22 protein-coding genes and 1 riboswitch are annotated in these 21962 nt (G+C 63.6%); of the genes, 16 read left to right on the forward strand and 6 right to left on the reverse strand.

Annotated features, from left to right (window positions below; genetic code table 11):
• Positions 1 to 28: 28 nt before the first annotated feature.
• The 5 genes from AC1DVV_RS20980 to AC1DVV_RS21000 all read left to right on the forward strand — a co-directional run bounded on the left by AC1DVV_RS20980 (position 29) and on the right by AC1DVV_RS21000 (position 3499).
• Positions 29 to 685: a peroxiredoxin family protein gene (locus tag AC1DVV_RS20980; RefSeq protein ID WP_477667053.1), complete on the forward strand. Its 657-nt coding sequence runs from the start codon at positions 29 to 31 to the stop codon at positions 683 to 685.
• A gap of 171 nt (positions 686 to 856) precedes the next feature.
• Positions 857 to 1138: a BufA1 family periplasmic bufferin-type metallophore gene (locus tag AC1DVV_RS20985; RefSeq protein ID WP_457281908.1), complete on the forward strand. Its 282-nt coding sequence runs from the start codon at positions 857 to 859 to the stop codon at positions 1136 to 1138.
• A gap of 91 nt (positions 1139 to 1229) precedes the next feature.
• Positions 1230 to 2114: an MNIO family bufferin maturase gene (gene bufB, locus AC1DVV_RS20990; RefSeq protein ID WP_457281909.1), complete on the forward strand. Its 885-nt coding sequence runs from the start codon at positions 1230 to 1232 to the stop codon at positions 2112 to 2114.
• Entirely contained in the window at positions 2111 to 2968 is an 858-nt protein-coding gene (locus AC1DVV_RS20995; protein WP_477702296.1) for an HvfC/BufC family peptide modification chaperone, read from the forward strand. Before bufB ends, AC1DVV_RS20995 begins: the two co-directional genes overlap by 4 nt.
• Positions 2969 to 3010: 42 nt before the next feature.
• Positions 3011 to 3499, forward strand: a complete 489-nt coding sequence (locus AC1DVV_RS21000; RefSeq protein ID WP_457281911.1) for a DoxX family protein — start codon at positions 3011 to 3013, stop codon at positions 3497 to 3499.
• 45 nt (positions 3500 to 3544) lie between these two features.
• Here the strand turns inward: AC1DVV_RS21000 and AC1DVV_RS21005 are convergent, their stop codons facing one another.
• The gene (locus AC1DVV_RS21005; RefSeq protein WP_457281912.1) at positions 3545 to 4747 is read right to left on the reverse strand and encodes an ammonium transporter; all 1203 of its coding nucleotides are present in this window, start codon (positions 4745 to 4747) and stop codon (positions 3545 to 3547) included.
• A gap of 159 nt (positions 4748 to 4906) precedes the next feature.
• Positions 4907 to 5109, forward strand: a riboswitch (yybP-ykoY riboswitch).
• On the opposite strand from AC1DVV_RS21005, the gene AC1DVV_RS21010 reads away from it, so the two are divergent.
• The 7 genes from AC1DVV_RS21010 to otnI all read left to right on the forward strand — a co-directional run bounded on the left by AC1DVV_RS21010 (position 5099) and on the right by otnI (position 12714).
• Complete coding sequence (locus AC1DVV_RS21010; protein ID WP_477702295.1) at positions 5099 to 5656, forward strand: TMEM165/GDT1 family protein; 558 nt, start codon at positions 5099 to 5101, stop codon at positions 5654 to 5656. It overlaps the preceding riboswitch by 11 nt.
• 135 nt (positions 5657 to 5791) lie before the next feature.
• On the forward strand, positions 5792 to 6955 hold the full coding sequence (gene metX, locus AC1DVV_RS21015; protein ID WP_477689727.1) for a homoserine O-succinyltransferase MetX: 1164 nt from the start codon (positions 5792 to 5794) through the stop codon (positions 6953 to 6955).
• Positions 6952 to 7560, forward strand: a complete 609-nt coding sequence (gene metW, locus AC1DVV_RS21020) for a methionine biosynthesis protein MetW (RefSeq protein WP_477689728.1) — start codon at positions 6952 to 6954, stop codon at positions 7558 to 7560. The genes metX and metW overlap by 4 nt, the downstream gene beginning before the upstream one ends.
• 116 nt (positions 7561 to 7676) lie before the next feature.
• The gene (locus AC1DVV_RS21025; protein ID WP_477702294.1) at positions 7677 to 8558 is read left to right on the forward strand and encodes a chromate resistance protein ChrB domain-containing protein; all 882 of its coding nucleotides are present in this window, start codon (positions 7677 to 7679) and stop codon (positions 8556 to 8558) included.
• A complete protein-coding gene (chrA, locus tag AC1DVV_RS21030) occupies positions 8555 to 9946 on the forward strand; it encodes a chromate efflux transporter (RefSeq protein WP_477702293.1) in 1392 nt (463 codons plus the stop codon). The genes AC1DVV_RS21025 and chrA overlap by 4 nt, the downstream gene beginning before the upstream one ends.
• A 51-nt stretch (positions 9947 to 9997) precedes the next feature.
• Positions 9998 to 11875 (forward strand): SulP family inorganic anion transporter, encoded by a 1878-nt coding sequence (locus tag AC1DVV_RS21035; RefSeq protein WP_477702292.1) that lies wholly within the window; start codon positions 9998 to 10000, stop codon positions 11873 to 11875.
• Positions 11876 to 11880: 5 nt separating this feature from the next.
• On the forward strand, positions 11881 to 12714 hold the full coding sequence (gene otnI / locus AC1DVV_RS21040; RefSeq protein WP_457281919.1) for a 2-oxo-tetronate isomerase: 834 nt from the start codon (positions 11881 to 11883) through the stop codon (positions 12712 to 12714).
• A 15-nt stretch (positions 12715 to 12729) separates the two neighbouring features.
• On the opposite strand, the gene alkB is transcribed toward otnI, so the two are convergent.
• The 4 genes from alkB to AC1DVV_RS21060 all read right to left on the reverse strand — a co-directional run bounded on the left by alkB (position 12730) and on the right by AC1DVV_RS21060 (position 17085).
• Positions 12730 to 13383 (reverse strand): DNA oxidative demethylase AlkB, encoded by a 654-nt coding sequence (gene alkB / locus AC1DVV_RS21045; RefSeq protein ID WP_477702306.1) that lies wholly within the window; start codon positions 13381 to 13383, stop codon positions 12730 to 12732.
• Positions 13384 to 13393: 10 nt separating this feature from the next.
• Entirely contained in the window at positions 13394 to 14137 is a 744-nt protein-coding gene (locus AC1DVV_RS21050) for a 2OG-Fe(II) oxygenase (protein WP_477702291.1), read from the reverse strand.
• Between the two features lie 100 nt (positions 14138 to 14237).
• A complete protein-coding gene (cueR, locus tag AC1DVV_RS21055) occupies positions 14238 to 14651 on the reverse strand; it encodes a Cu(I)-responsive transcriptional regulator (RefSeq protein ID WP_457281922.1) in 414 nt (137 codons plus the stop codon).
• On the reverse strand, positions 14644 to 17085 hold the full coding sequence (locus AC1DVV_RS21060) for a heavy metal translocating P-type ATPase (RefSeq protein ID WP_477667058.1): 2442 nt from the start codon (positions 17083 to 17085) through the stop codon (positions 14644 to 14646). Before AC1DVV_RS21060 ends, cueR begins: the two co-directional genes overlap by 8 nt.
• A 167-nt stretch (positions 17086 to 17252) precedes the next feature.
• Here AC1DVV_RS21060 and AC1DVV_RS21065 point away from each other — a divergent pair, with 167 nt between their 5' ends.
• Together AC1DVV_RS21065 and asd are read left to right on the forward strand one after the other, a co-directional pair.
• Positions 17253 to 17441, forward strand: a complete 189-nt coding sequence (locus AC1DVV_RS21065; protein WP_457281924.1) for a heavy-metal-associated domain-containing protein — start codon at positions 17253 to 17255, stop codon at positions 17439 to 17441.
• A 74-nt stretch (positions 17442 to 17515) separates the two neighbouring features.
• Complete coding sequence (asd, locus tag AC1DVV_RS21070) at positions 17516 to 18370, forward strand: archaetidylserine decarboxylase (RefSeq protein ID WP_477667059.1); 855 nt, start codon at positions 17516 to 17518, stop codon at positions 18368 to 18370.
• Here the strand turns inward: asd and AC1DVV_RS21075 are convergent.
• A complete protein-coding gene (locus AC1DVV_RS21075; protein WP_477667060.1) occupies positions 18367 to 19233 on the reverse strand; it encodes a DUF72 domain-containing protein in 867 nt (288 codons plus the stop codon). The genes asd and AC1DVV_RS21075 overlap by 4 nt on opposite strands.
• 211 nt (positions 19234 to 19444) lie before the next feature.
• Here AC1DVV_RS21075 and AC1DVV_RS21080 point away from each other — a divergent pair, with 211 nt between their 5' ends.
• Positions 19445 to 20920 carry a M20 family metallopeptidase gene (locus tag AC1DVV_RS21080; protein WP_477667061.1) on the forward strand — a complete coding sequence of 492 codons (1476 nt, stop codon included), beginning with the start codon at positions 19445 to 19447 and terminating at the stop codon, positions 20918 to 20920.
• Between the two features lie 73 nt (positions 20921 to 20993).
• Positions 20994 to 21923, forward strand: a complete 930-nt coding sequence (locus AC1DVV_RS21085; RefSeq protein ID WP_477667062.1) for a lysophospholipase — start codon at positions 20994 to 20996, stop codon at positions 21921 to 21923.
• Positions 21924 to 21962 lie beyond the last annotated feature (39 nt).

The following is a 21962-nucleotide window of genomic DNA, read 5'->3' on the forward strand; positions in this document are numbered from 1 at the left end:
GCCGCCTTGCCAGAAAAAATCGGACGAAATGCGTAAGGACCGTGGCTGGGCTGCGACTACTACCCAATACACCACCGCCAAGGACATCGCCATGAGCCCGACCGAACACACGTTTTCCCAAACCGCCAGCCGCCAGCCCAACGGAATTTACGGGCGGGCCTTGCTCTTGTCTCTTGCGTCCCTGATGTCAATTGCATCAGCCATCGCCCAAGTCCCGGCAGCTGCCAGGGCCGCAAGCGCACCTGCCCCCGCGATGGTGCCCGCCGCCGTGCCGCAGATCGAGGGCAAGACGATTGAGGGCGCACCCTTCAGGCTGGCTTCGCTGAAGGGCAAGGTGGTGCTGGTGATGTTCTGGTCAACCGGCTGCGCTGTGTGCCGCGACAAGATGCCTGAGCTGCGAAACAACTACGAGGGTTGGGCAGGCAAACCTTTTGAACTTGTCGCCGTCAACACCGACTCGCGCATGCAGGATTTCCTCGATTACGAACGCATCATTTCCCGCACCATTCCCGTGAAGCAGCGGTTTGTGCAGCTGTGGACAGGTGACGGCGGCTACAAAGACAACATCGGCAAGCCCCTGCAGCTGCCGGCCGCATTTCTCGTCGACAAGACAGGTAATGTGGTCGAGCGCTATGTGGGCCGCATCCCTCCCGAAGCCTGGGATCGCATCGCCGATTTGCTGTAGCAAAAGCAGGCGTGGGCTAACGATCCGGTCCGGCGCAAAAAAATTTTTTGGCACGCGTAAGAAAACCGGAGCGGGTCAGACTAATTCGCAACCACACAGAAAAACAAAAAAATTCTGCCGTGGTTGTTTTATTCAACTTTCACACTTCACGAATTAACAGGAGCTTTCACCATGAACCAACGCGCCATGATTGCCGCCGCTGCAGCCTCCCTGCTGTCCACCATGTTCGTCGCAGCGCCCGCCGCCGCCCAGGAAAAAGAAAAGTGCTACGGCATCACTACCGCCGGGCAGAACGACTGCGCCAACCTGAGCGGCACGCACTCCTGCGCCGGCCAGTCCAAGGTCGGCGCCGATGCCAACGAATGGAAATATGTTGCCAAGGGCACTTGCGCCAGCATGAAGGGCATGACCGCAGAGCAGGCCAAGATGAAGGCCATGGAAAAGAAGAGCTGAGCACGCATCTTTGCCAAGGCAAAAAGTCGGGCATGCCGTGTAGCCGGCAGCCCCTCTAGATCCCTTCCGCCAGACCAGCACAGCATTCACCATGTCCCCCTCACATCACACGGGCACTGCCACCTGCGGGATCGGCTGGCGGCACCCCCATTACGGCGAGCTGCTGGAGTCCTTGCCTGATGTGGATTTCATCGAGGTCCATTCCGAGAATTTTTTTGCGGAAGGTGGTGCCGCGCTGGCCGTGCTGAGCCAGGCGCGTGAACACTATCCTGTCAGCCTGCACGGTGTCGGGCTGGCCCTGGGTTCGGTCTGCGGCATCGATGCCTGGCATCTCGATCAGCTGGCCCGCCTGGTGGCACGCATCGAGCCAATCCGCGTTTCCGACCATGCCTGTTTTGCGCGAGGCGCGTCGGCGGGCCGCGAGCTCCACGCCGCGGACCTGCTGCCCCTTGCCTTCAACAATGCGGCGCTGGACGTGATCTGCGCCAACGTGCAGCGCGTGCAGGACCGGCTGAAACGGCCGCTGCTGGTGGAAAACCTGTCGGCCTATCTGCACTTCAACAGTTCGGATCGCGAGGAGACCACATTTCTTCGTGAGCTGGTGGCGCGCACGGGTTGTGGCCTGCTGGTCGACGTGAACAATATCTATGTCAATGCGCTCAACGCTCGCCTTGCCGGCAACGAGGCCGACCCATTGGCCGCTTGCCTGAATTGGCTGGAGCAGATTCCGCCCGGCTGCGTGGGTGAACTTCACCTGGCCGGCCATCATGATGGCGGTGACATCGTGATCGACGATCACGGCAGCCGCGTGTGCGCCGACGTCTGGCAGATCTATCGTCGCGCCCGGCAGCGCTTTGGCAGCGTGCCGGCGCTGGTGGAATGGGACACCGACATTCCGCCGTTGCAGGTGCTGTTGGAGGAAGCCGTACACGCGCGAAGCATCACGGCAGGCGCTCCGCAGGCGGTGAGCGCATGAACGGAATCGACATGCTGGCCCGGCAACAGCAAGCATTGCTGCACGCCCTGCTGGGCGAGCGCGACGACAGCGGCCTCTGGTCTCACCTTCAGCCAGGAGGGGCTTATGCACCGCTGGCGCGCCGGGGTTTGCAGGCCTACCAGGCCAACGGGCTGGCGTTGGCGGAACGGGCGCTGGGCGCGGCCTATCCGGTGCTGGCGCAGCTGATCGGGGGCGAGAGTTTTGCGGCGCTGGCGCGGCATTTCTGGCTGCGCCATCCTCCCTGCCGGGGCGACATGGCTTGCTGGGGCGATGCGCTCGCGGCTTTCCTGGAGGCCGCCCCGCAACTGGCGGACGAACCCTACCTGGGCGACGTCGCCCGCGTTGAGTGGGCGCTGCACCAGGCAGCGACAGCCGCCGACGCCCGGCCCGATCCGCGTTCTTTTGCCCTGCTATCAGAGGCTGATCCTGCAGAGATCACGCTGACCTTGGGCGCCGGTGTTTTTCTGCTGGCCAGCGGTTATCCGGTGGCCAGCATTGTCAACGCCCACCTGCTGGGCGAGCCTGCGTTGGCTGAGGCGGCTGCGTTGCTGCGCGCCGGCGCGGCGGAGCACGCGCTGATCTGGCGGCAAGGCTTCAAGCCTCGTGCGTGCGCCGTCACTGCGGCTGAATATGCCTTGCTGGCGGCGCTTCAAGCCGGGCGCTCGCTGGAAGCTGTGCTGGGGAGTGCACTGGAATGTGCGCCGAGCGGCGCGATGGAATCCACAGCGGCGTTCAGCTTCGAAAACTGGCTGGGCCCGGCCGTGCAAGATGGCCTTGTCACGGGGGCGTACCGATTGACGCATCTGAATTCCCGGCTGGTTCGTGCCGCTTAGCGCAGTTCTTTTAATTTTCATAACAACCCAAGGGGAACATCCATGAACACCGTCAACACCGCCCATGCAAGTCGAGCAAGCGTTTTGCAGCGCGGCCTGGGCCTGTGGCGCCTGCTGACACGCTTGCTGGATTCGTTCCAGCCGCTTGCAGCCCTGCTGGCCCGGTTGTACATCGCGCAGGTCTTCTTTCTCTCGGGCCTGACCAAGCTGAGGGACTGGGAAATCACCGTAGCCCTCTTCACCGACGAGTACAAAGTCCCTTTGCTGCCGCCCGCTTTGGCCGCAGCCATGGGTACTGCAGGCGAGATCGCCTTGCCGGTTCTGCTCGTGCTGGGCCTGGGAGGGCGGTTTTCGCCCCTGGGGCTGTTCGTGGTGAATGCCGTGGCGGTGATCTCGCTCAGCGAGATTGCGCCGGCCGCCCTGCAGCAGCATGTGTTCTGGGGCTCGCTGCTGGCGGGGCTGGCCATTTACGGCCTGGGCCCATGGTCGCTGGACCGCTGGGTGGTACAACGCCTTCAACGCGGACATTAATAATGAAATAGGGCTCTCGCAGGGCTCTATCCCAGCTTCATCCTCTCACCAGTTGACTTCGCGATCCGGTGTGGCGCCAATGCGGTGGACGGACAAATCCGCACCTTCAAATTCTTCTTCCTGACTCAGCCTGAGGCCCATCGTGGACTTGAGGGCGCCATAGACAGTAAAGCCCGCCAGCAGCGCCCAGGCCACGCCCATGGCGCTGCCCAGCAGCTGGGCGCCAAAGCTCACACCGCCCAGCCCCCCCAGGGTCTGGTTGCCGAAGATGCCGGCCGCGATGCCACCCCACAGGCCGCACAAGCCATGCAGCGGCCAGACGCCCAGTACGTCGTCAATCTTCCATTTGTTCTGCGTCAGCGTGAACATCACGACGAACACGCCGCCGGCGACGCCGCCCGTCACCAGCGCGCCCAGCGGATGCATCAGGTCTGAGCCTGCGCATACCGCCACCAGACCGGCCAGCGGCCCGTTGTGCACAAACCCCGGGTCATTCTTGCCAAACACCAGGGCGGCGAGTGTGCCGCCGACCATGGCCATCAGGGAGTTGACGGCGACCAGGCCGGAGATTTTGTCGATGGTCTGTGCGCTCATCACGTTAAAGCCGAACCAGCCCACAGTGAGGATCCAGGCACCCAGGGCCAGAAAAGGAATGTTCGAAGGCGGATGGGCCGACACTGCGCCGTCCTTGCGGTAGCGGTTGCTGCGCGCGCCCAGCAAAATCACCGCCGGCAAGGCCAGCCAGCCGCCCACGGCGTGAACCACGATGGAGCCCGCGAAATCATGAAACTCCGCACCGGTCAGCGATTTGATCCAGGCCTGCACCCCGAAGTGCTGGTTCCAGACGATGCCTTCGAAGAAGGGGTAGACGAAACCGACGATGACGGCGGTCGCGATGAGCTGCGGATAAAAGCGCGCCCGCTCGGCGATGCCGCCCGAAATAATCGCTGGAATGGCTGCGGCAAAGGTCAGCAGGAAAAAGAACTTGACCAGCTCATAGCCGTTTTTGGCCGCCAATTGCTCTGCGCCAACGAAAAAATGGGTGCCGTAGGCTACGCCATAGCCCACCATGAAATACACCACGGTGGATACCGAGAAGTCCACCAGGATCTTGACCAGGGCATTGACCTGGTTCTTTTTGCGAACCGTACCCAGTTCCAGAAAGGCAAAACCGGCATGCATGGCGAGCACCATGATGCCGCCCAGCAGGATGAACAAGGCATCTGAGCCCTGTTTTAGTGCTTCCATAAGTCCCTCTTCAAATGAAATTGCTATTTATTGGTGCGATTTCAGGGAAATTCCCATAATCGCACCAAATACAAGCAAGAAATGCGCCTCAAGTGTGCGAGCGAACAACTCTGTGCACCATTTCAGCCTGAAAGCGCTTGGACGCCCGCCGATATAATGAAAGCTGTCATTGGGGAGTAGCCAGCCTTTCAATCCTGAAAGGGGCTTGCGTCAACAGACTTGTCCTTGGAACCTGTTCTTCTGGACATGGCGCAAGCGGTCTTCGGATCACGCGAGACCTTTGACTGCACAGCCTCCGCTTCAGGCCGGGGATGCCGTGCAGTCATGGGTTTTCGGCCGGAGTTTTTTTGAATGGAAGCTTTCCTCGTCTCCACGGGCATCGTCGCCCTCGCCGAAATGGGCGACAAGACGCAACTCCTCGCGCTTATCCTCGCTGCCCGCTTCAAGAAGCCCTGGCCCATCGTCTCCGGTATCTTTGTCGCGACCCTGGTCAACCACGCATTGGCCGGCGCCGCCGGCGCCTGGGTCACCACACTGATCGGCCCTCAAATGCTGCGCTGGATCCTGGGCGCCTCGTTTCTGGCAATGGCGGCGTGGATGCTGGTGCCCGACAAGCTGGACGCGGACGAGGAGAAAAAGCCGCCGCGCTACGGCGTGTTCTTCACCACCGTGCTGGTCTTCTTCCTGGCGGAAATGGGCGACAAGACACAGATCGCCACCGTGATGCTGGCCGCGCGCTACGACGCCATCGTCAGCGTGGTCGCGGGCACCACCCTGGGCATGATGCTGGCGAACGCGCCGGTGGTCTGGCTCGGTGAGCGCGTCACGCGCCTGGTGCCGCTGCGCGCTGTGCACATTGTGTCGGCGATCATCTTTGCGGGCCTGGGCCTGGCTGCGCTTTTGATGTGACCCCGGCTTGCTATACTGTCCACAGCGCCGATTTGCTCAGCTTGCGGGCGCTTAAAAAGTACAGCTAAAGACGACATCCAAAAACCCGGACTCGCTTTAGCGATGCCGGGTTTTTTGTTTTCAGCAGGTGATTTTTTGACACTTATTGCCACCCCGCTCAGCATGCATTTCGTTGAGGCGCTACCGCTGCAGAGCGGCGCGTCAATACGCGCCTACGACCTGAGCTATGAGACCTACGGCGAGCTCAACGCCGACAAATCCAACGCCGTGCTGATCTGCCACGCGCTCAATGCCTCGCACCATGTGGCGGGCGTGTACCTCGATGCGCAGGGCCAGCCGATAGCCAAATCCGAAGGCTGGTGGGACACCATGATCGGCCCCGGCAAGCCGGTCGACACTGACCGCTTCTTCGTCATTGGCGTCAACAATTTAGGCTCCTGCTTCGGCTCCACCGGGCCCATGCAGCCCAACCCCGACACGCAGGAGCTCTACGGCGCCGACTTCCCCGTCGTCACAGTGCAGGACTGGGTCAGCGCCCAGGCCCGCCTGCTGGACCGCCTGGGCATCCAGACCCTGGCCGCCGTGATGGGAGGCAGCCTGGGCGGCATGCAGGCACTGGCCTGGACGCTGCAATACCCCGACCGCGTGCGCCACGCCGTGGTGGTGGCCAGCGCGCCCAACCTCACCGCCGAGAACATCGCCTTCAACGAAGTCGCCCGCCGCGCCATCGTGACCGATCCCGATTTTCACGGCGGCCATTTCTACCGTCACGGCGTGCTGCCCAAACGCGGCTTGCGCATCGCCCGCATGATCGGCCACATCACTTACCTGAGCGACGACGTGATGAACGAGAAGTTCGGCCGTCAGTTACGGCAAGCGGTAGCCGAGACGGTGAATGCCGATGCCCCCTATAAATACACGACGCAAGACATCGAGTTCGAAATCGAAAGCTACCTGCGCTACCAGGGCGACAAATTCAGCGAGTACTTTGACGCCAACACCTATTTGCTGATTACCCGCGCGCTCGACTACTTCGACCCAGCCCGGGTGTATGGCGGCAACCTCACCCAGGCGCTGGCCCATGTGACGGCCAGGTTCCTGCTCGTGAGTTTCACCACCGACTGGCGCTTTTCCCCCGCGCGCAGCCGCGAAATCGTTAAGGCGCTGCTCGACAACCAGCGTGATGTGAGCTACGCCGAAATCGACGCACCGCACGGCCATGATGCTTTTTTGCTGGAGGATGATCGCTACCTGGGCGTGGTGCGCTCCTATTTTCAGAGCAAGGTGGCCGCTGTATGAACCTGCCTGTCGAACTCAATGTTCAGCCCTCGGCTGATTTGCTGTCCATCGCGCGGCTGGTGCCGCACGGCTCCCGTGTGCTTGACCTGGGCTGCGGCACCGGCGAGCTGCTGGACTACCTGATCCGTGAACGCGGCTGCTCGGGCTACGGCGTCGAGATCAACGACGCCAACGTCCAGGCCTGCGTGGCGCGCGGCGTCAACGTGATCCAGCTCAACCTGGAAGCGGGCCTGGCGCTGTTTGGCGACCGCTCGTTTGACGTGGTGCTGCAGATCGACACGCTGCAACACCTGCACAACGCCGAAACCATGCTGCGTGAAACCGCGCGTGTAGGCCGCGCCGGCATCGTCGTGTTTCCCAACTTCGGCCACTGGCCCAACCGCCTGGCTGTTGCGCGCGGCCGCATGCCGGTAACGAAGGTGTTGCCTTACCAGTGGTATGACACGCCCAACATCCGTGTCGGCACGCTGCAGGATTTTGAAGCGCTTGCGCTGCAAAACCAGTTGCAGATCCTGGATTCCTTCGGCTTGCAGGATGGCCGCGAAGTCCGCTTTTGGCCGAATGCCCGTGCCAGCCGGGCGGTTTTCAAGTTCCAGCGGAGTTAGGATTGGCGCAAGGACGCGCTCTGGTGTTAGTATTCGCGCATCGGGATTTCAGCCTCCCGAATCTTCACAGATAGACGGTGTCCCGTCCAAGCGCTGGCAACTCATTGGAGTACTCCGTGGACACCTCTACCCTTTCCGTTCCCTCCATTTCCCCCCAGGAACTCGCCGCCCGCATGGGCCGTGCCGATGCACCTTTGCTGCTCGATGTGAGGCGCAAAGGAAAATTCCTTGAAAGCCCCCGTCTAATTGCAGGTGCCCAGCGCTGCGCACCGGAAAATGTGGCGGCCTTTGCCGTGTCACAGCCACCGCGCGAAGTCGTTGTGTATTGCGTCTATGGACACAACGTCAGCGCGGATGCTGTCGCCGAGCTGCGCGCCGCGGGCTGGAATGCTTACGCGCTAGCCGGCGGTATCGAAGGTGGTGAAGACGGCGTTGATACGCCGCAAGACATCGCCCAATGGCGCGCGCAGCGCCCCGCCACCGTCTTCAAGCGGCCCGAATGGGGCGTCACCGGCGAGCAGCCCTCGCGCTGGATCACGCGTGAGCGGCCCAAAATCGACCGCATCGCCTGCCCTTGGCTGGTACGGCGCTTCATCGATGAGCGCGCGGAATTCTTCTACGTGCCGACTCTGCAGGTGCTGAGTGAAGCAAAACGGCTGGGTGCCGTGGCCTACGACATTCCTGGCGCGCCGGTCTCGCATGAAGGCGAGCTGTGCAGCTTTGACACTCTGATGCGGGCCTTTGGATTGACAGATCCCGCGCTGGCCACCCTGGCGCGCATCGTGCGTGGCGCCGATACAGACCGCCTCGAACTCGCGCCGCAATCGGCCGGCCTGCTGGCGTTCTCGTTGGGCCTGTCGCGCCTGCACGCGGACGACGACCACGCCATGCTGGAGGCTGCCATGCCGCTATACGACGCGCTCTACGCATGGTGCCGCAGTGCGCAAGGCGAGCCGCACAACTGGAAACCAGAAACCATGACCGGAGCCGCCAAGTGACCACCGCCTTGCCCTCTTCCCTCCCTTTGCCCCATGAACGGCCGTCGGCCGTGTCTTTTGTCGACGCGCTCAAGTTCTGGCTCAAGCTCGGCTTCATCAGCTTTGGCGGGCCCGCCGGGCAGATTGCCATCATGCATCGCGAACTGGTCGAGCAAAGACGCTGGATCAGCGAGCGGCGCTTTCTGCATGCGCTGAACTACTGCATGCTGCTGCCCGGCCCCGAGGCACAGCAGCTGGCCACCTACATCGGCTGGCTCATGCACCGCACTTGGGGCGGCATCGTGGCAGGCGCGCTGTTTGTGCTGCCTTCACTGTTTATCCTGATCGCGCTCAGCTGGGTTTATGTGGCCTTTGGTGATGTGCCGCTGGTCGCCGGCCTGTTTTACGGCATCAAGCCGGCGGTCGCCGCCATTGTGCTGCAGGCGGTGCATCGCATCGGCTCACGCTCATTAAGAAAACCGGCCCAGGCCCCCGTTCTATGGGCGATAGCAGCTATCAGTTTTATAGCAATCTATGCGTTGAACCTGCCGTTTCCGCTGATCGTACTTGGCGCGGCGGTGGTGGGGTGGCTGGGGGCCCGCTTCTCGCCGGCACAGTTTTCCGGTGGCGCGGGGCATGGCGAGGCCAGGCTTGGATATGGGCCGGCGCTGATCGACGACGACACGCCGACACCGGAGCACGCCCGCTTCAAGCCTTCGCGCCTGGCCGCCGTACTGGGCGTGGGCGCGGTGTTGTGGCTATTGCCCATAGGGGCATTGATGGCGACACGGGGCTGGGATGCCACGCTGACGCAGATGGGCTGGTTCTTCACCAAGGCTGCGCTGCTCACCTTCGGCGGCGCTTATGCGGTCCTGCCCTATGTCTACCAGGGAGCGGTGGAGCAGTTCCACTGGCTGACCGGCCCGCAGATGATCGACGGGCTTGCGCTGGGTGAAACCACGCCCGGCCCGCTGATCATGGTGGTGGCCTTCGTCGGCTTTATGGGCGGCTGGGCCAAGCAGGTGTTGGGCCCGGACATGCTGTTTCTGGGCGCGGCGCTGGCAGCCAGCGTGGTGACCTGGTTCACCTTCCTGCCCTCCTTTCTGTTCATTCTGGCAGGTGGGCCGCTGGTGGAGTCCACGCACGGCAAGCTGCATTTCACTGCGCCGCTCACGGCCATCACGGCCGCGGTGGTCGGCGTGATCGCCAGCCTGGCGCTGTTTTTCCTGGCGCACATTGCCCTGCGCGCGAACACCGGTGGCCCCTGGCTGGCCCGGGTGGACTTTTATGCGCTGGCCATTACTTTGGGTGCCGCCGTGGCGCTGCTGCGCTACAAGCGCGGCGTGATTCAGGTGATTGCGGCGTCGGCGCTCGCCGGCCTGCTGCTGCGCTTGTCCGGCCTGGCCTGATCGCGGCGCTGGATGACCGGGGGCTGGGCGCGGTATGCTCAGGCCCTCGTGATGGAACCCTCAGCCCCCAGCGCATCCCGGCCGTCGATCCCGCTCCTGGAACGCCTTTTTGGCGACTGGGTGCGCGAGGTGTCGCCTGCTACTGTGCGGGCCGATGCGATGGCGGGTCTCTTGGGCGCAGTGCTGGTGCTGCCGCAAGGCATTGCCTTCGCAACGCTGGCCGGCCTGCCGCCGGCCTACGGCCTTTACACCGCTGTGATTCCCTGCATCATCGCCGCGCTTTTCGGTTCCAGCCGGCATGTCATGTCGGGGCCCACCAACGCCAACTCGCTGGCGCTGTTCGCCATGCTCTCGCCGCTGGCCATGGCCTTTAGCCCGCTCTACATTCAGCTGGCGCTGGCCGTCACCGTGATGGTGGGCGTCATGCAGTGGCTGATTGGCGCGTTGCGCCTGGGTGTGCTGGCCAACTTCATTTCACCGGCGGTGCTGTTTGGTTTTACTTCGGGCGCGGCGCTGCTGATCGCCGTGCATGCGTTGCCCGACCTGCTGGGCTTGCCGGCCGCACCTGAGCACAGCGCGGCCGCGGTTCTTGGACATGTTCTCACGCAGATCACTTCCGCCCAGCCCATGGCGCTGGGTGTTGCGGCCATCACCCTGGGCGTCGCGCTGCTGCTGCGCCACCTGCGCCGCAACTGGCCGTACATGTTGATCGGATTGGCGGTGGCCACTGCGCTGGCCTGGGTGTGGAGCGGCCTTCTTCATCCCGGTGCCGCACCCTCCGCCTCGTTGCGTACTGTGGGCCAGATCCCCATACCCTGGCCGAGGTTCGAAGTGCCGCGCATCAGCTGGGCGCAGGCCGCCGACCTTATCGGCCTGGCGTTTGCGCTAACCATCGTCGCGCTGGGCCAGGCGATCTCGATCGCCAAGACGGTGGCGCTGCGCTCGGGCCAACGCATAGACGCCAACCGCGAGTTCCGCGGCCAGGGCCTGTCCAACATCGTTGGCGGGTTTTTCTCGAGCTACGTTTCCTGCGGCTCGATGAACCGCTCCATGCCCAACCTGGAGGCCGGTGCGCGCACGCCGCTGGCCTCGGTGTTTTCGGCATTGTTGCTGCTGGCGCTGGTGGCGGTGAGCGCGCCGCTACTCGCGCAAATCCCCATGGCCGCGCTGGCGGCGCTGCTGGTGCTGGTGGCGTTCGCGCTGCTGGACTTCGCGCGCTGGCGCCAGCTGTTCACTTTGAGCCGCAGCGACTTCGGTGTGGCGATGGCCACCATGGTGGCGACCGTCACCATACGGCTGGAGATCGCGATCTTGCTGGGCATGATTTTGTCGCTGATGTCCTTCCTCTACCGCACGTCAAAGCCTGCGATGCGCACCATGGGCTTTGACAGCCGTGGCTTGGACCGGCAGTTTGTCGTGGTTGACAACAGCGTTGATGCGGGGGTTGATGTCGTTTCTCCACAGAAGGCAGACGCGTCAATGGAAGCAACGCCCCAGACCTTGCCGGAATGTCCACAACTTAAGCTGTTGCGCATGGAGGGCGAGGTCTACTTTGGCGCGACACAGCACGTCGCCGACATCCTGCACGCGCTGCGCACCCAGCCTCAGCCGCAAAAACACCTGCTTGTCATGGGCAAGAGCATGAACTTCATTGACCTGGCTGGGGCCGAGCTCTGGGAGGCTGAACTCGCCGCACGCCGCGCCATGGGCGGCGATCTGTACTTTCACCGGCCGCGGCCCGAGGTGATCCGCATGTGGCGCAAGACCGGCTTTACCAGCGTGCTCGGGCCAGAGCACCAGTTCCCCGACAAGTTCACCGCCATCGCCACCATCTTCAACAAGCTGGATCCGGAGATTTGCCGCCACTGCACCGCGCGGATATTCTGGGAATGCCAGTCCGCGCCTGGCCCCGACACACCTAGCCCCTGAAACCCATGCCCCAATTTGCCGCCAACCTCAGCTGGATGTACACCGAGCTACCCATGGCCGAACGCTTTGCCGCCGCTGCGCGTGACGGCTTCACGGCTGTGGAGATCCTCTCGCCGTATGCATGGGAACCAGCGGCGCTCAAAGCCATCCTGCAGCAGCACGGCCAGCAGCTGGTGCTGTTCAACGCTCCGCCCGGCGGCGTGGATGTGGCCAGTATTGAAAAGGCCTGGGCCTCCTCGCAAAAAGGCACGGCCTGCCTGCCGGGCCATGAGACCGAGTTCCGCGCCGGCATCGCCATTGCGCTCGACTATGCGCAAGCGCTGGGCTGCCCGCGCATCCACGTGATGGCGGGTGTGTTGCCGGAGGGGATGGAGCGGGAAGCAGTGCAGCCCACCTATGTGAACAACCTGCGTGAGGCCGCCACGCTGGCGGCCAAGGTGAGTGTGGATCTTCTGATCGAACCCATCAACACGCGTGACATTCCGCGTTTCTTTCTGAACCGGCAAGACCACGCGCATGAAATCATCCGTGAAGTGGGCGCGCTCAACGTCAAGGTGCAGATGGACCTCTACCACTGCCAGGTTGTTGAAGGCGACCTGGCCATGAAGCTGCGCAAATACTTGCCCACGGGCCATGTGGGCCATCTGCAGATCGCCGGTGCGCCTGGCCGCAATGAGCCGGATGTTGGCGAGATCAACTATCCCTATCTGTTTGCGTTGCTGGATGAGCTGGGCTACAGCGGCTGGGTGGGGTGCGAGTACAAACCGCTGCGCGGCGCAGAAGCCGGTGCTACGCCGGCCGGTCTGGGTTGGTTGAAAAAATTTCGCGAACGCGCCTGAGCGCGTTCGGCCTGTTCAGCGCGCGCAGCGAAACGTCAGATTGATGCGCTGCCGGCCCAGGCGCGCATGCTCACCCTCGGCCAGCGGCGCCACGCCGTGATAGGCCAGCCGCGATGGGCCGCCCCACACCGCGACGTCGCCATGCACCAGGCGGTATCGCGCGGGGCGACCGCTGCGGTTCAAGCCGCCGAACAGGAACACGGCAGGCAGGCCCAGCGACACCGACACAATCGGTGCGTCCATGTTGCCTTCGTCTTTGTCCTGGTGCAGCGACAGCCGCGCGCCGGGTTCATAGCGATTGATCAGGCAGGCGTCCGGGCGGAAGTGGTCAAAGCCCGCTTCCGCTGCGGCGCGCAGAGCGAGTTCGGAGAAGCTGCCTGGCATCGTCGGCCAGGGCTTGCCAGAGAGCGGGTCTTTGGTGTCGTAGCGGTAACCGCTGCGGTCGGACACCCAACCCAGCGCGCCGCAGTTGCTCATCGCGACCGACATGGTGTAGCCGCCCGGTGTGACCAGATGGCGCAGTGGCGCGGCCGCGACCACGTCTTCCACGGCTTGTAGCAAGGCTTCATCCACCTCGAGGGCAAAGCCGCGCAGCAGCATGGCGCCCGGTGCAATCACCTCGGGCGTGGTGTATGGCGCCGGCACCTCATCAAAAAGCCCCAAGGTCAAGCCATCTCCTTCATTGAGCGTCATGAAAAATAATGCCCAGCGTGTGCCGGTGCCCACTGCGCACCGTGCTGACGCCGTGCCGAATGTTGACCCGGTAAAACCCCCGGCTGCCTTGTACCGGGCGATGGTGCACGGCAAACACCACGGCATCGCCTTGCCGCAGCGGCACCACCTCGGGCCGCGACTGCATGCGCGGGCGTTGCTCGGTCAGCACAAATTCGCCGCCCGTGAAATCTTCGCCCGGGCGCGACAGCAGCACCGCGACCTGGATCGGGAACACATGCTCGCCATACAGGTCCTGGTGCAGGCAGTTGTAGTCGCCGGGGCCATATTGCAAGAGCAGCGGCGTAGGCCGCTCCTGGCCGGCTTTGTGGCAGCGCGCGAGGAAGTCAGCATGGGCAACCGGGTAACGTACATCGACTCCCATGGCCTGGTTCCAGGCGTTGGCTACGCCGACCAGCTGCGGGTAAAGCATGGTGCGCAGCCGCGCCACGATGTCCGGCAGCGGGTAATTGAAGTACTGATATTCGCCCTGGCCAAAGCCGTGGCGCTGCATCACCACGCGACTGCGGAAATGGCATGCACCGGCATACAGCCCGGCCACGGTTTCGCATTCCTGCGCGCTCAGCAGCTGTGGCAGCACAGCGCTGCCGTGGCGGTTCAGTGTGGCTGTGATGTGCGCCCAGTCATCCGGGCCAGCGCCGGCTTCAGTTGGGTCGGGCAACAGGATAGGTGCTTCAGAAACAAGTGGCATGCTGCAATTCGTCAGGGCGATGGAGCGTCCATCAACAGCTCAGGATAAATCCGACGGCTCGCTGACGCTCGCCAGAACCGGACATTTCATTCAGCCGCGATCAAGCCGCCAACTCGGTCAGGATAGGGCAGTCGGGCCGGCTGTTGCCTTGGCAACAATGCGCCAGGTGCCCCAGGGTCTGCTTCATCGCCTCCATCTCCGCGATGCGGCGCTCCAGATCGGCCACATGGGCCAGTGCGATGCGTTTGACGTCCGCGCTGGCGCGGCGCTTGTTCTGCCACAGCTTTAGCAGTTCGGTGATCTCGGCCATGCTGAAACCCAAGGTGCGGGCGCGGCGTATGAAGCGCAGCGTATGCACTTCTTTTTCGCCGTATTGGCGGTAGCCCGCGTCGGTGCGGTGCACCGTGGGCAGCAGGCCCAGCGACTCGTAGTGGCGAATCATCTTGGCCGACACGCCCGAGTGCGCAGCGGCCTGGCCGATGTTGAGCGGGCCTGTATCAATGGTGTCAGTCATGGGTGCTTCCTTTCCAGCGGCGCAACAGCAAGGCGTTCATCACCACGCTGGCGCTGCTCAGCGCCATGGCGGCGCCGGCGATGACGGGGCTGAGCAGCCCCAGTGCAGCCAGCGGGATGCCGACCACGTTGTAGATAAAGGCCCAGAACAGGTTCTGGCGGATCTTGGCGTAGGTGCGGCGCGAAATATCGATGGCGTCCGCCACCAGAGCCGGGTTGCCGCGCATCAGCGTAATGCCGGCTGCGTGCATGGCCACGTCGGTACCAGTGGACATCGCGATGCCCACATCGGCCGCGGCGAGGGCCGGCGCATCGTTGATGCCGTCGCCCACCATGGCCACACGCCCGCCTTGCGCTTGCACGCCAGCCTTGAGCTGGCCGATGATGGCGGCTTTGTCTTGCGGCAACACCTGGCTATGTACAAGGTCTATTCCGAGTTGCTGCGCCGCGGCTTCGGCGCTGCCGGGGTTGTCGCCGGTCACCAAAGCAGTTTGAATGCCCAATGCGTGGAGGCGGGCAATCGCCGGCGCCGCGCTGCTTTTGAGCGTGTCGCCAAACGCCATCAGCCCGAGAAGCCGCGGTGTTCCGGTGACTTCGGCCAGCCATGACACCGTGCGGCCTTCGGCTTCGAGTTCTTTTGCGCGAGCGTTCAGTGCGGCGAGGTTGTTCAAGTCCAGACCCAGCTCCTGCATGAAGCGCGGGCTTCCGAGTCGCAGTTCGCGGCCTGCCACCACGGCGGCCATGCCGCGGCCGGCGACGGCGCGCAACTCTGTCGCCGCGGGAATCTCAAGCTGCTGCTCCGCCGCGCGCCGTGTGACCGCGCGGGCGAGCGGGTGTTCGCTGCCCGACTGGATGGCGGCCGACCAGGCCAGCAGCTCATCGGCAGCGATGGCGCTGGGCTCCAGCGCCACCAGTTCGGGCTTACCCTCGGTCAGCGTGCCGGTTTTGTCAAAAGCCACTACCTTGACGCTGTGCGCCACTTCCAGCGCCTCCGCGTCCTTGATCAGGATGCCCTGGCGTGCGGCGGCGCCGGTGCCCACCATGATGGCGGTAGGCGTTGCCAGCCCCAGTGCGCAGGGGCAGGCGATCACCAGCACAGCGACCGCATTGAGGATGGCCGCCTCCCAGTCCTGCGTGGCCAGGCCCCAGCCCAGCAACGTCACCAGGGCAATGGTGATCACCACTGGCACAAACACCGCGCTGACCTGATCCACCAGCCGCTGTATCGGTGCTTTTTTGGCTTGGGCCGATTCGACCATGCGCACGATGCGGGCCAGCGTGGACTCCGCGCCTATGGCCGTGGTGCGCACCACGATCAGGCCTTCGGCATTGACCGCGCCGCCAGTCACGTGGTCGCCCGCATGCTTGGCAACAGGCAGGCTTTCGCCGGTGATCAGCGATTCGTCCACCTGCGTGGAGCCCTCGACGATCTCGCCGTCGACCGCGATGCGTTCGCCAGGGCGCACCACCACCAGGTCGCCGAGCTGTATGTCTTGCAAGGCTACGTCTTCGTCCCTTCCATCGCGCCGACGGCGCGCGGTGTCGGGGCGCAGCGCCTGCAACGCGCGGATGGCGGCGGTCGTTTGGTGTTTGGCGCGCGCTTCCATCCATTTGCCCAACAACACCAGTGTGATGACGACTGCCGAGGCTTCAAAATACAGGTGAGCCATGCCATGGCCGCCATGCCGCAGCAATTGATAGATGCTCAGGCCGTAGGCGGCTGAGGTGCCCAACGCGACCAGCAAATCCATGTTGCCGGTGCGGGCGCGCAAGGCGCTCCTGCCGGCGCGGTAAAAGCGTGCGCCCAGCCAGAACTGCACCGGCGTGGCCAGCAGCCATTGCCACCAGCCGCCCAGCATCCAGTCTTTGCCGAACAGCGTCCCGACCATGGGCAGCGCCAGCGGCGCAGACAGGACAGCCGCCAGCACGATGGGCCACCAGGCGGCGGCGGGTTTGTCCACGGGAGTGCCGGAAGCGGGGATTTCACACGCGTGGTAGCCGGCTTTGGCCACTGCCGCCATCAGCGCAGGCAATAAGGCGCCGTCGCCGGCCACGCTGACTTCCGCGGTTTCAGTGGCCAGGTTGACACTGGCCGACAGCACCCCGGGTACCTGCTTGAGCGCCTTCTCGACGCGCGACACGCAGGAGGCGCAGGTCATGCCGTCTATTTTGAGCCGCAAGGATTGTTCGGCCACGCTATAGCCGGCTTTGGCGACGGCGGTCCTCAGGGCGTGCATGCCGACACCGGCGCGCACCTTGACGCTGGCCTGTTCGGTCGCGAAATTGACGCTCACGTCCTCAACGCCCGGGACGTTGGCCAGCGAACGTTCCACACGCGCCACGCAGGACGCGCAGCTCATGCCCTGGACGGGAAACTGCCACTCGGTCAGCGCCGGCATGACGGGAGATGTTTTTAACGTGGATGGGGTGTTCATGCCTGTAGTCTCAACCTTACCACCATGGGAGGGTCAAGCGCCTTGGTGTAATAGCCCTGAATCGAGGCAGGACTTGCCGGGCTACGCTTGACCCTGCCCCCATGGGAAGGTTCAGACTTCTGGGTAATCCCTGTACCAATCTCTCAGACAGCTTCCAAGGAGTCTTTATGGAATTTAATATCCCCGCTATGAGCTGCGGCCACTGCGTTGGCGCCGTCACCCAGGCCATCAAATCGCTGGATGCAGCGGCGCAGGTCAGTGTGGACTTGCCCGGCAAAAAGGTTGTGGTGCAATCTTCGCAAGGCCGGCAAGCCGTGGCGGCTGCGCTGGCCGAGGCGGGTTATCCCGCACAGTAGCACGCCGATATCCGGCGGAAAAGACGTTTCGGCGTCGATAGAATGGCCCTTCCTCCCTCCATTCAAGCCGCCTAGTGTCCGACCGATTCGCCGTCCTCCCCCAATACCTGTTTCCCAAGCAGGCGCTGACCAACTTTGCCGGTTTTGTAGCTTCGCGCGAGCGTGGCTGGGTCACCACCGAAATCATCCGCCGCTTTGTCGCCAAGTACCAGGTCAACATGGACGAGGCGCTCAACTCCGACATTGCGAGCTATCTCACCTTCAACGACTTCTTCACGCGTGCGCTCAAGCCCGGCGCGCGGCCGCTGGCCAATGCCGAGCTGATTTCGCCGGTGGACGGTGCGATCAGCCAGTTCGGTGCGATCGAGAAGGACCAGATCTTTCAGGCCAAGGGTCACAGTTATTCGACCACTGCGTTGGTGGGCGGGGATGCGGCGCTGGCGGCGCATTACCAGGACGGCCATTTCGCTACGCTCTATCTGAGCCCCCGGGACTACCACCGCATCCACATGCCTGCAGGCGGTCGGCTGACGCGCATGATTTATGTGCCGGGCGACCTGTTTTCCGTCAATCCCGTTACCGCACGCGGCGTGCCGGGGCTGTTCGCGCGCAATGAGCGCGTGGTCTGCGTTTTCGAATCGGCGCGCGGGCCCTTTGTGCTGGTGCTGGTCGGCGCGACCATCGTTGGCAGCATGGCCACGGTGTGGCACGGCGTGGTGAACCCGCCGCGCGGCAAGGTGGTGCGGCAATGGGATTACCCCGACGAGCCAGCCTCCGCCATTCGCCTCAAGCAGGGCGAGGAAATGGGCCGCTTCCTGCTGGGCTCCACAGTCGTCATGCTGTTTCCCAAAGGGCCGCTGCAGTTCAATGCCGAGTGGGCGCCCGGCCGCGAAATACGGCTCGGCGAAGCCATGGCGGTCTATGGTTAGGCAGAAGGCGTGAAGCCCAGGCGATTTAAAAGTGCCATGGCCGCCGCCGGCGCCCTTTCCTTGGCACCGTTGATGAAATACACAAATACGTCGCGCGCCTTGCCCTGTGCCGGGGCTTCTTCCAGCGTCGGCAGGTCGGCCGGCGCGGAGCCGTCAGCCCATTGCCGCGCGCGCTCAACCCACGCGTTCAGCGCACTTTCCTCGTAGCCGGTCTCCAGCCCTGCTTCGCTCATCATGAGGCGGGCATAGGCGAAGTCACCCGTGAGGTCGGCGAAAGACGGAAATTTGTCAGAGTCGGTAAATACAGTGGCGACCTTGTAACGGCGCGCCAAGGCCAGGTAATCGGGCGACATAAAGCTCTCGTGGCGAACGTCGACGACATGGCGCAGCGCCCGGCCGTCCACCTGTTTGGGCAGCAGCGACAGAAACGCCTCGAAATCCCCTGCTTCAAACACCTTGCCGGGCATGAATTGCCAGACGACGGGGCCCAGCTTGTCGCCCAGCTCGCTGATGCCGCTTTCAGTGAAGCGCTGGATGGACTCGCCCGCCTCGGCCAGCACCCGGCGGTTGGTCGCGTAGCGCGAGGCCTTGAGGGAAAACATGAAGTTGTCCGGCGTCTCGTCGTGCCATTTCCTGAAGCTGGCCGGCTTGAGTGTGCCGTAGTAGGTGCCGTTGACCTCGATGGCGCTCAGCCGGCGGCTTGCGTATTCGAGTTCGCGGCTGTGCGCCAGGCCGGCTGGGAAAAAGTTGTCGCGCCAGGGCTCAAAGGTCCAGCCGCCCACGCCAGCGCGGATGCGGGAATCGGCTGCCGTGGAAGGCGTGGCGGCGGAAGATGGCGCGTGTGCGCGGCTTGCTGGTGTCATGGCGGCTCCGTGGCGTACTTGTCTGCTTTCTCGTCCAATTAGAGGAGTTATCTTTGCCCACGCCGCCTGCGAGGCGCTGTAGGTTGAGTTCTCCAATTGCGGGTCTTCCCTTGGCCGGTGGCACGGTCTGTGTCGGAAGCGTACAGTAGCAGGTGCGGCAGCAAAACGCTGTCCTAAAAAAGCCGATATTCCTGTTCCCGGAGCCTTTCCAATGAACGCCCCACTGCACTGCGAAATTCCCGCCAGCATCCTCAACGCCGCCCAGGCCCTGTCTCAGGTCACGGCCCAATGGGACGGCGACATCGTCAAACAGATCACCGACTACATCTCCATCCCAGCCAAGTCCCCCACGTTCGACAGCGACTGGGCGCAGCACGGCTTTATCGACACCGTCATGCGCAATGCGGCGGCCTGGGTCGAGGCGCAGAAGGTCGAAGGCCTCAAGCTGGAGATCGTGCGACTCGAAGGCCGCACCCCGGTGCTGTTCTTTGAGATCCCGGCCACGCGCGCCGATTCGACGCAAACCGTGTTGATGTACGGCCACCTCGACAAGCAGCCCGAGTTCACCGGTTGGCGCAATGATTTGAGCCCCTGGATGGCCAAGTACGAAGATGGAAAGCTTTATGGCCGTGGCGCCGCCGACGATGGGTATGCGGTCTACGCCAGCATTGCCGCGGTGCAGGCGCTCAAAGCGCAGAACGTGCCGCACCCGCGCATCGTTGGCCTGATCGAAACCTGCGAGGAAAGCGGCTCCTATGATTTGCTACCTTACGTCAATGCGCTGCGTGAGCGCCTGGGCGACGTCGCGCTGGTGGTGTGCCTGGATTCCGGCGCGGGCAACTACGACCAGCTGTGGCTGACCACCAGCCTGCGCGGCAACGCGGCGGGCGTGCTCAAGGTGGAAATCCTCACCGAAGGCGTGCACTCCGGCGACGCCAGCGGCTTGGTGCCGTCGAGCTTTCGCATCATGCGCCAGGTGCTGGACCGCCTGGAAGACAGCAAGACCGGTCGTCTGCTGCCGCAGAGCTTTCACTGTGAGGTTCCGGCCGACCGGCTGGTGCAGGCGCAGGCCACCGCCAAAATCCTCGGCGAAGAAATCTACAAGCGCTTTCCCTGGGCGCACTACGACTGTGAAGGCTCCAGCGCATTTGCCTTGCCCACCACGACCGACCCGGTGGAAGCCCTGCTCAACCGCACCTGGCGGCCGACGCTGAGCGTGACGGGTGCCGAAGGCTTTCCGGCCCTCAAGGATGCAGGCAATGTGCTGCGCCCCTACACCGCTTTCAAGCTCTCGCTGCGTTTTCCGCCGCTGATCGACGCCGGCGCCGCGGTGCAGGAACTCAAGACACTGCTGGAAGACAATGCGCCTTACCAGGCCAAAGTCACGTTTGAAAGCAACGGCGGCGCCACCGGCTGGAATGCGCCCAGCACCGTACCCTGGTTTGAGAACGCGCTCAACGATGCGTCGCAAAGCTTCTTCGGCGCGCCCTGCGGCACCATAGGCCAGGGCGGAACCATTCCGCTGATGAACATGCTGAGCAAGGGCTTCCCCAAGGCGCAGATGATGGTTTGCGGTGTGCTCGGCCCCAAGAGCAATGCGCACGGCCCTAACGAGTTCCTGAACGTGCCCTATGCGAAGAAGCTGACCGCCGCGGTCGCGCATGTGATGGCCCGTGTTCCCGGTTGATGCGGGTGAGCTACCCTTCTTTGCGCCGCGGTTTGCCGGCAGCGCTTGTTTCAAGCCAGGCTTTTGCTGCCGCATGCATTCCACCGTCCTAGCGCCTTTCACCGCCCGCGACGGCGAGAACCTGGCTCTCTATGAGTGGCCACTGGATGCTTTGGCCATCGAAGGGGGTCAACATGCGTTGCCGCCGCGCGCCATGGTGCTGCTGGTCCATGGCTTGGGCGAGCACGCCAGCCGCTACGACCATGTCGCCAGCCAATTGCTCGACTGGGGTTTTGCCGTGCGTGCCTACGACCAGCGCGGCCATGGCGAATCGGGCGGGGTCCGTGGTGTGCTGCCCAATGAGACTGCACTGCTGGACGACCTGGCCGAAATAGTCGACGACACGCGCCTGCGTTGCGTGCGCCTTCTGGAGGAGGTCAACGCGGACGGACGAAGCCCGCAGCCGCCTGCGCATCTTCCCCTGGTTCTGCTTGGCCACAGCATGGGCGGTCTGGTGGTGAGCCGGTTTGTCGCACTGGACATTCGCCCCGTGGATGGCCTCGTGATGTCTTCTCCCGCGCTGGAGCCGGGGCTCAACGTCTTGCAAAAGCTGCTGCTGGCCTTTATGCCGAGGCTGGCACCCGACCTGTGTGTGGGCAACGGCCTGGACGCGCGCTACATCTCGCACGATGAAGAGGTGGTCAAAAAATACTTCACCGACCGGCTGGTGCACGACAGAATCTCGCCACGCCTGGGCAAATTCATCGCAACAGCGGGTCCCGCGACGGTGGCGGCCGCCGCCCAATGGCGCACGCCTACGCTGCTGATGTATGCGGGTGCGGACCGGCTTGTCAATCCGGCCGGCAGCCGCGCTTTCTCGGAAAACGCGGCCCACTCACCGGCCGTGACCGCCGGTACGGTGACGTCGCGGTGCTTTGAGGGCCTCTATCACGAGATATTCAATGAAGTCGAGTCGGAGCCGGTGTTTGACACGCTCAAGGCCTGGCTGGACGCCCGCTTCTAGCGGTTAAGAAAATCTCAAGAGAAATTCGGCTTCGGCCCA

This window comes from Polaromonas sp. P3_B4, from assembly GCF_056402835.1.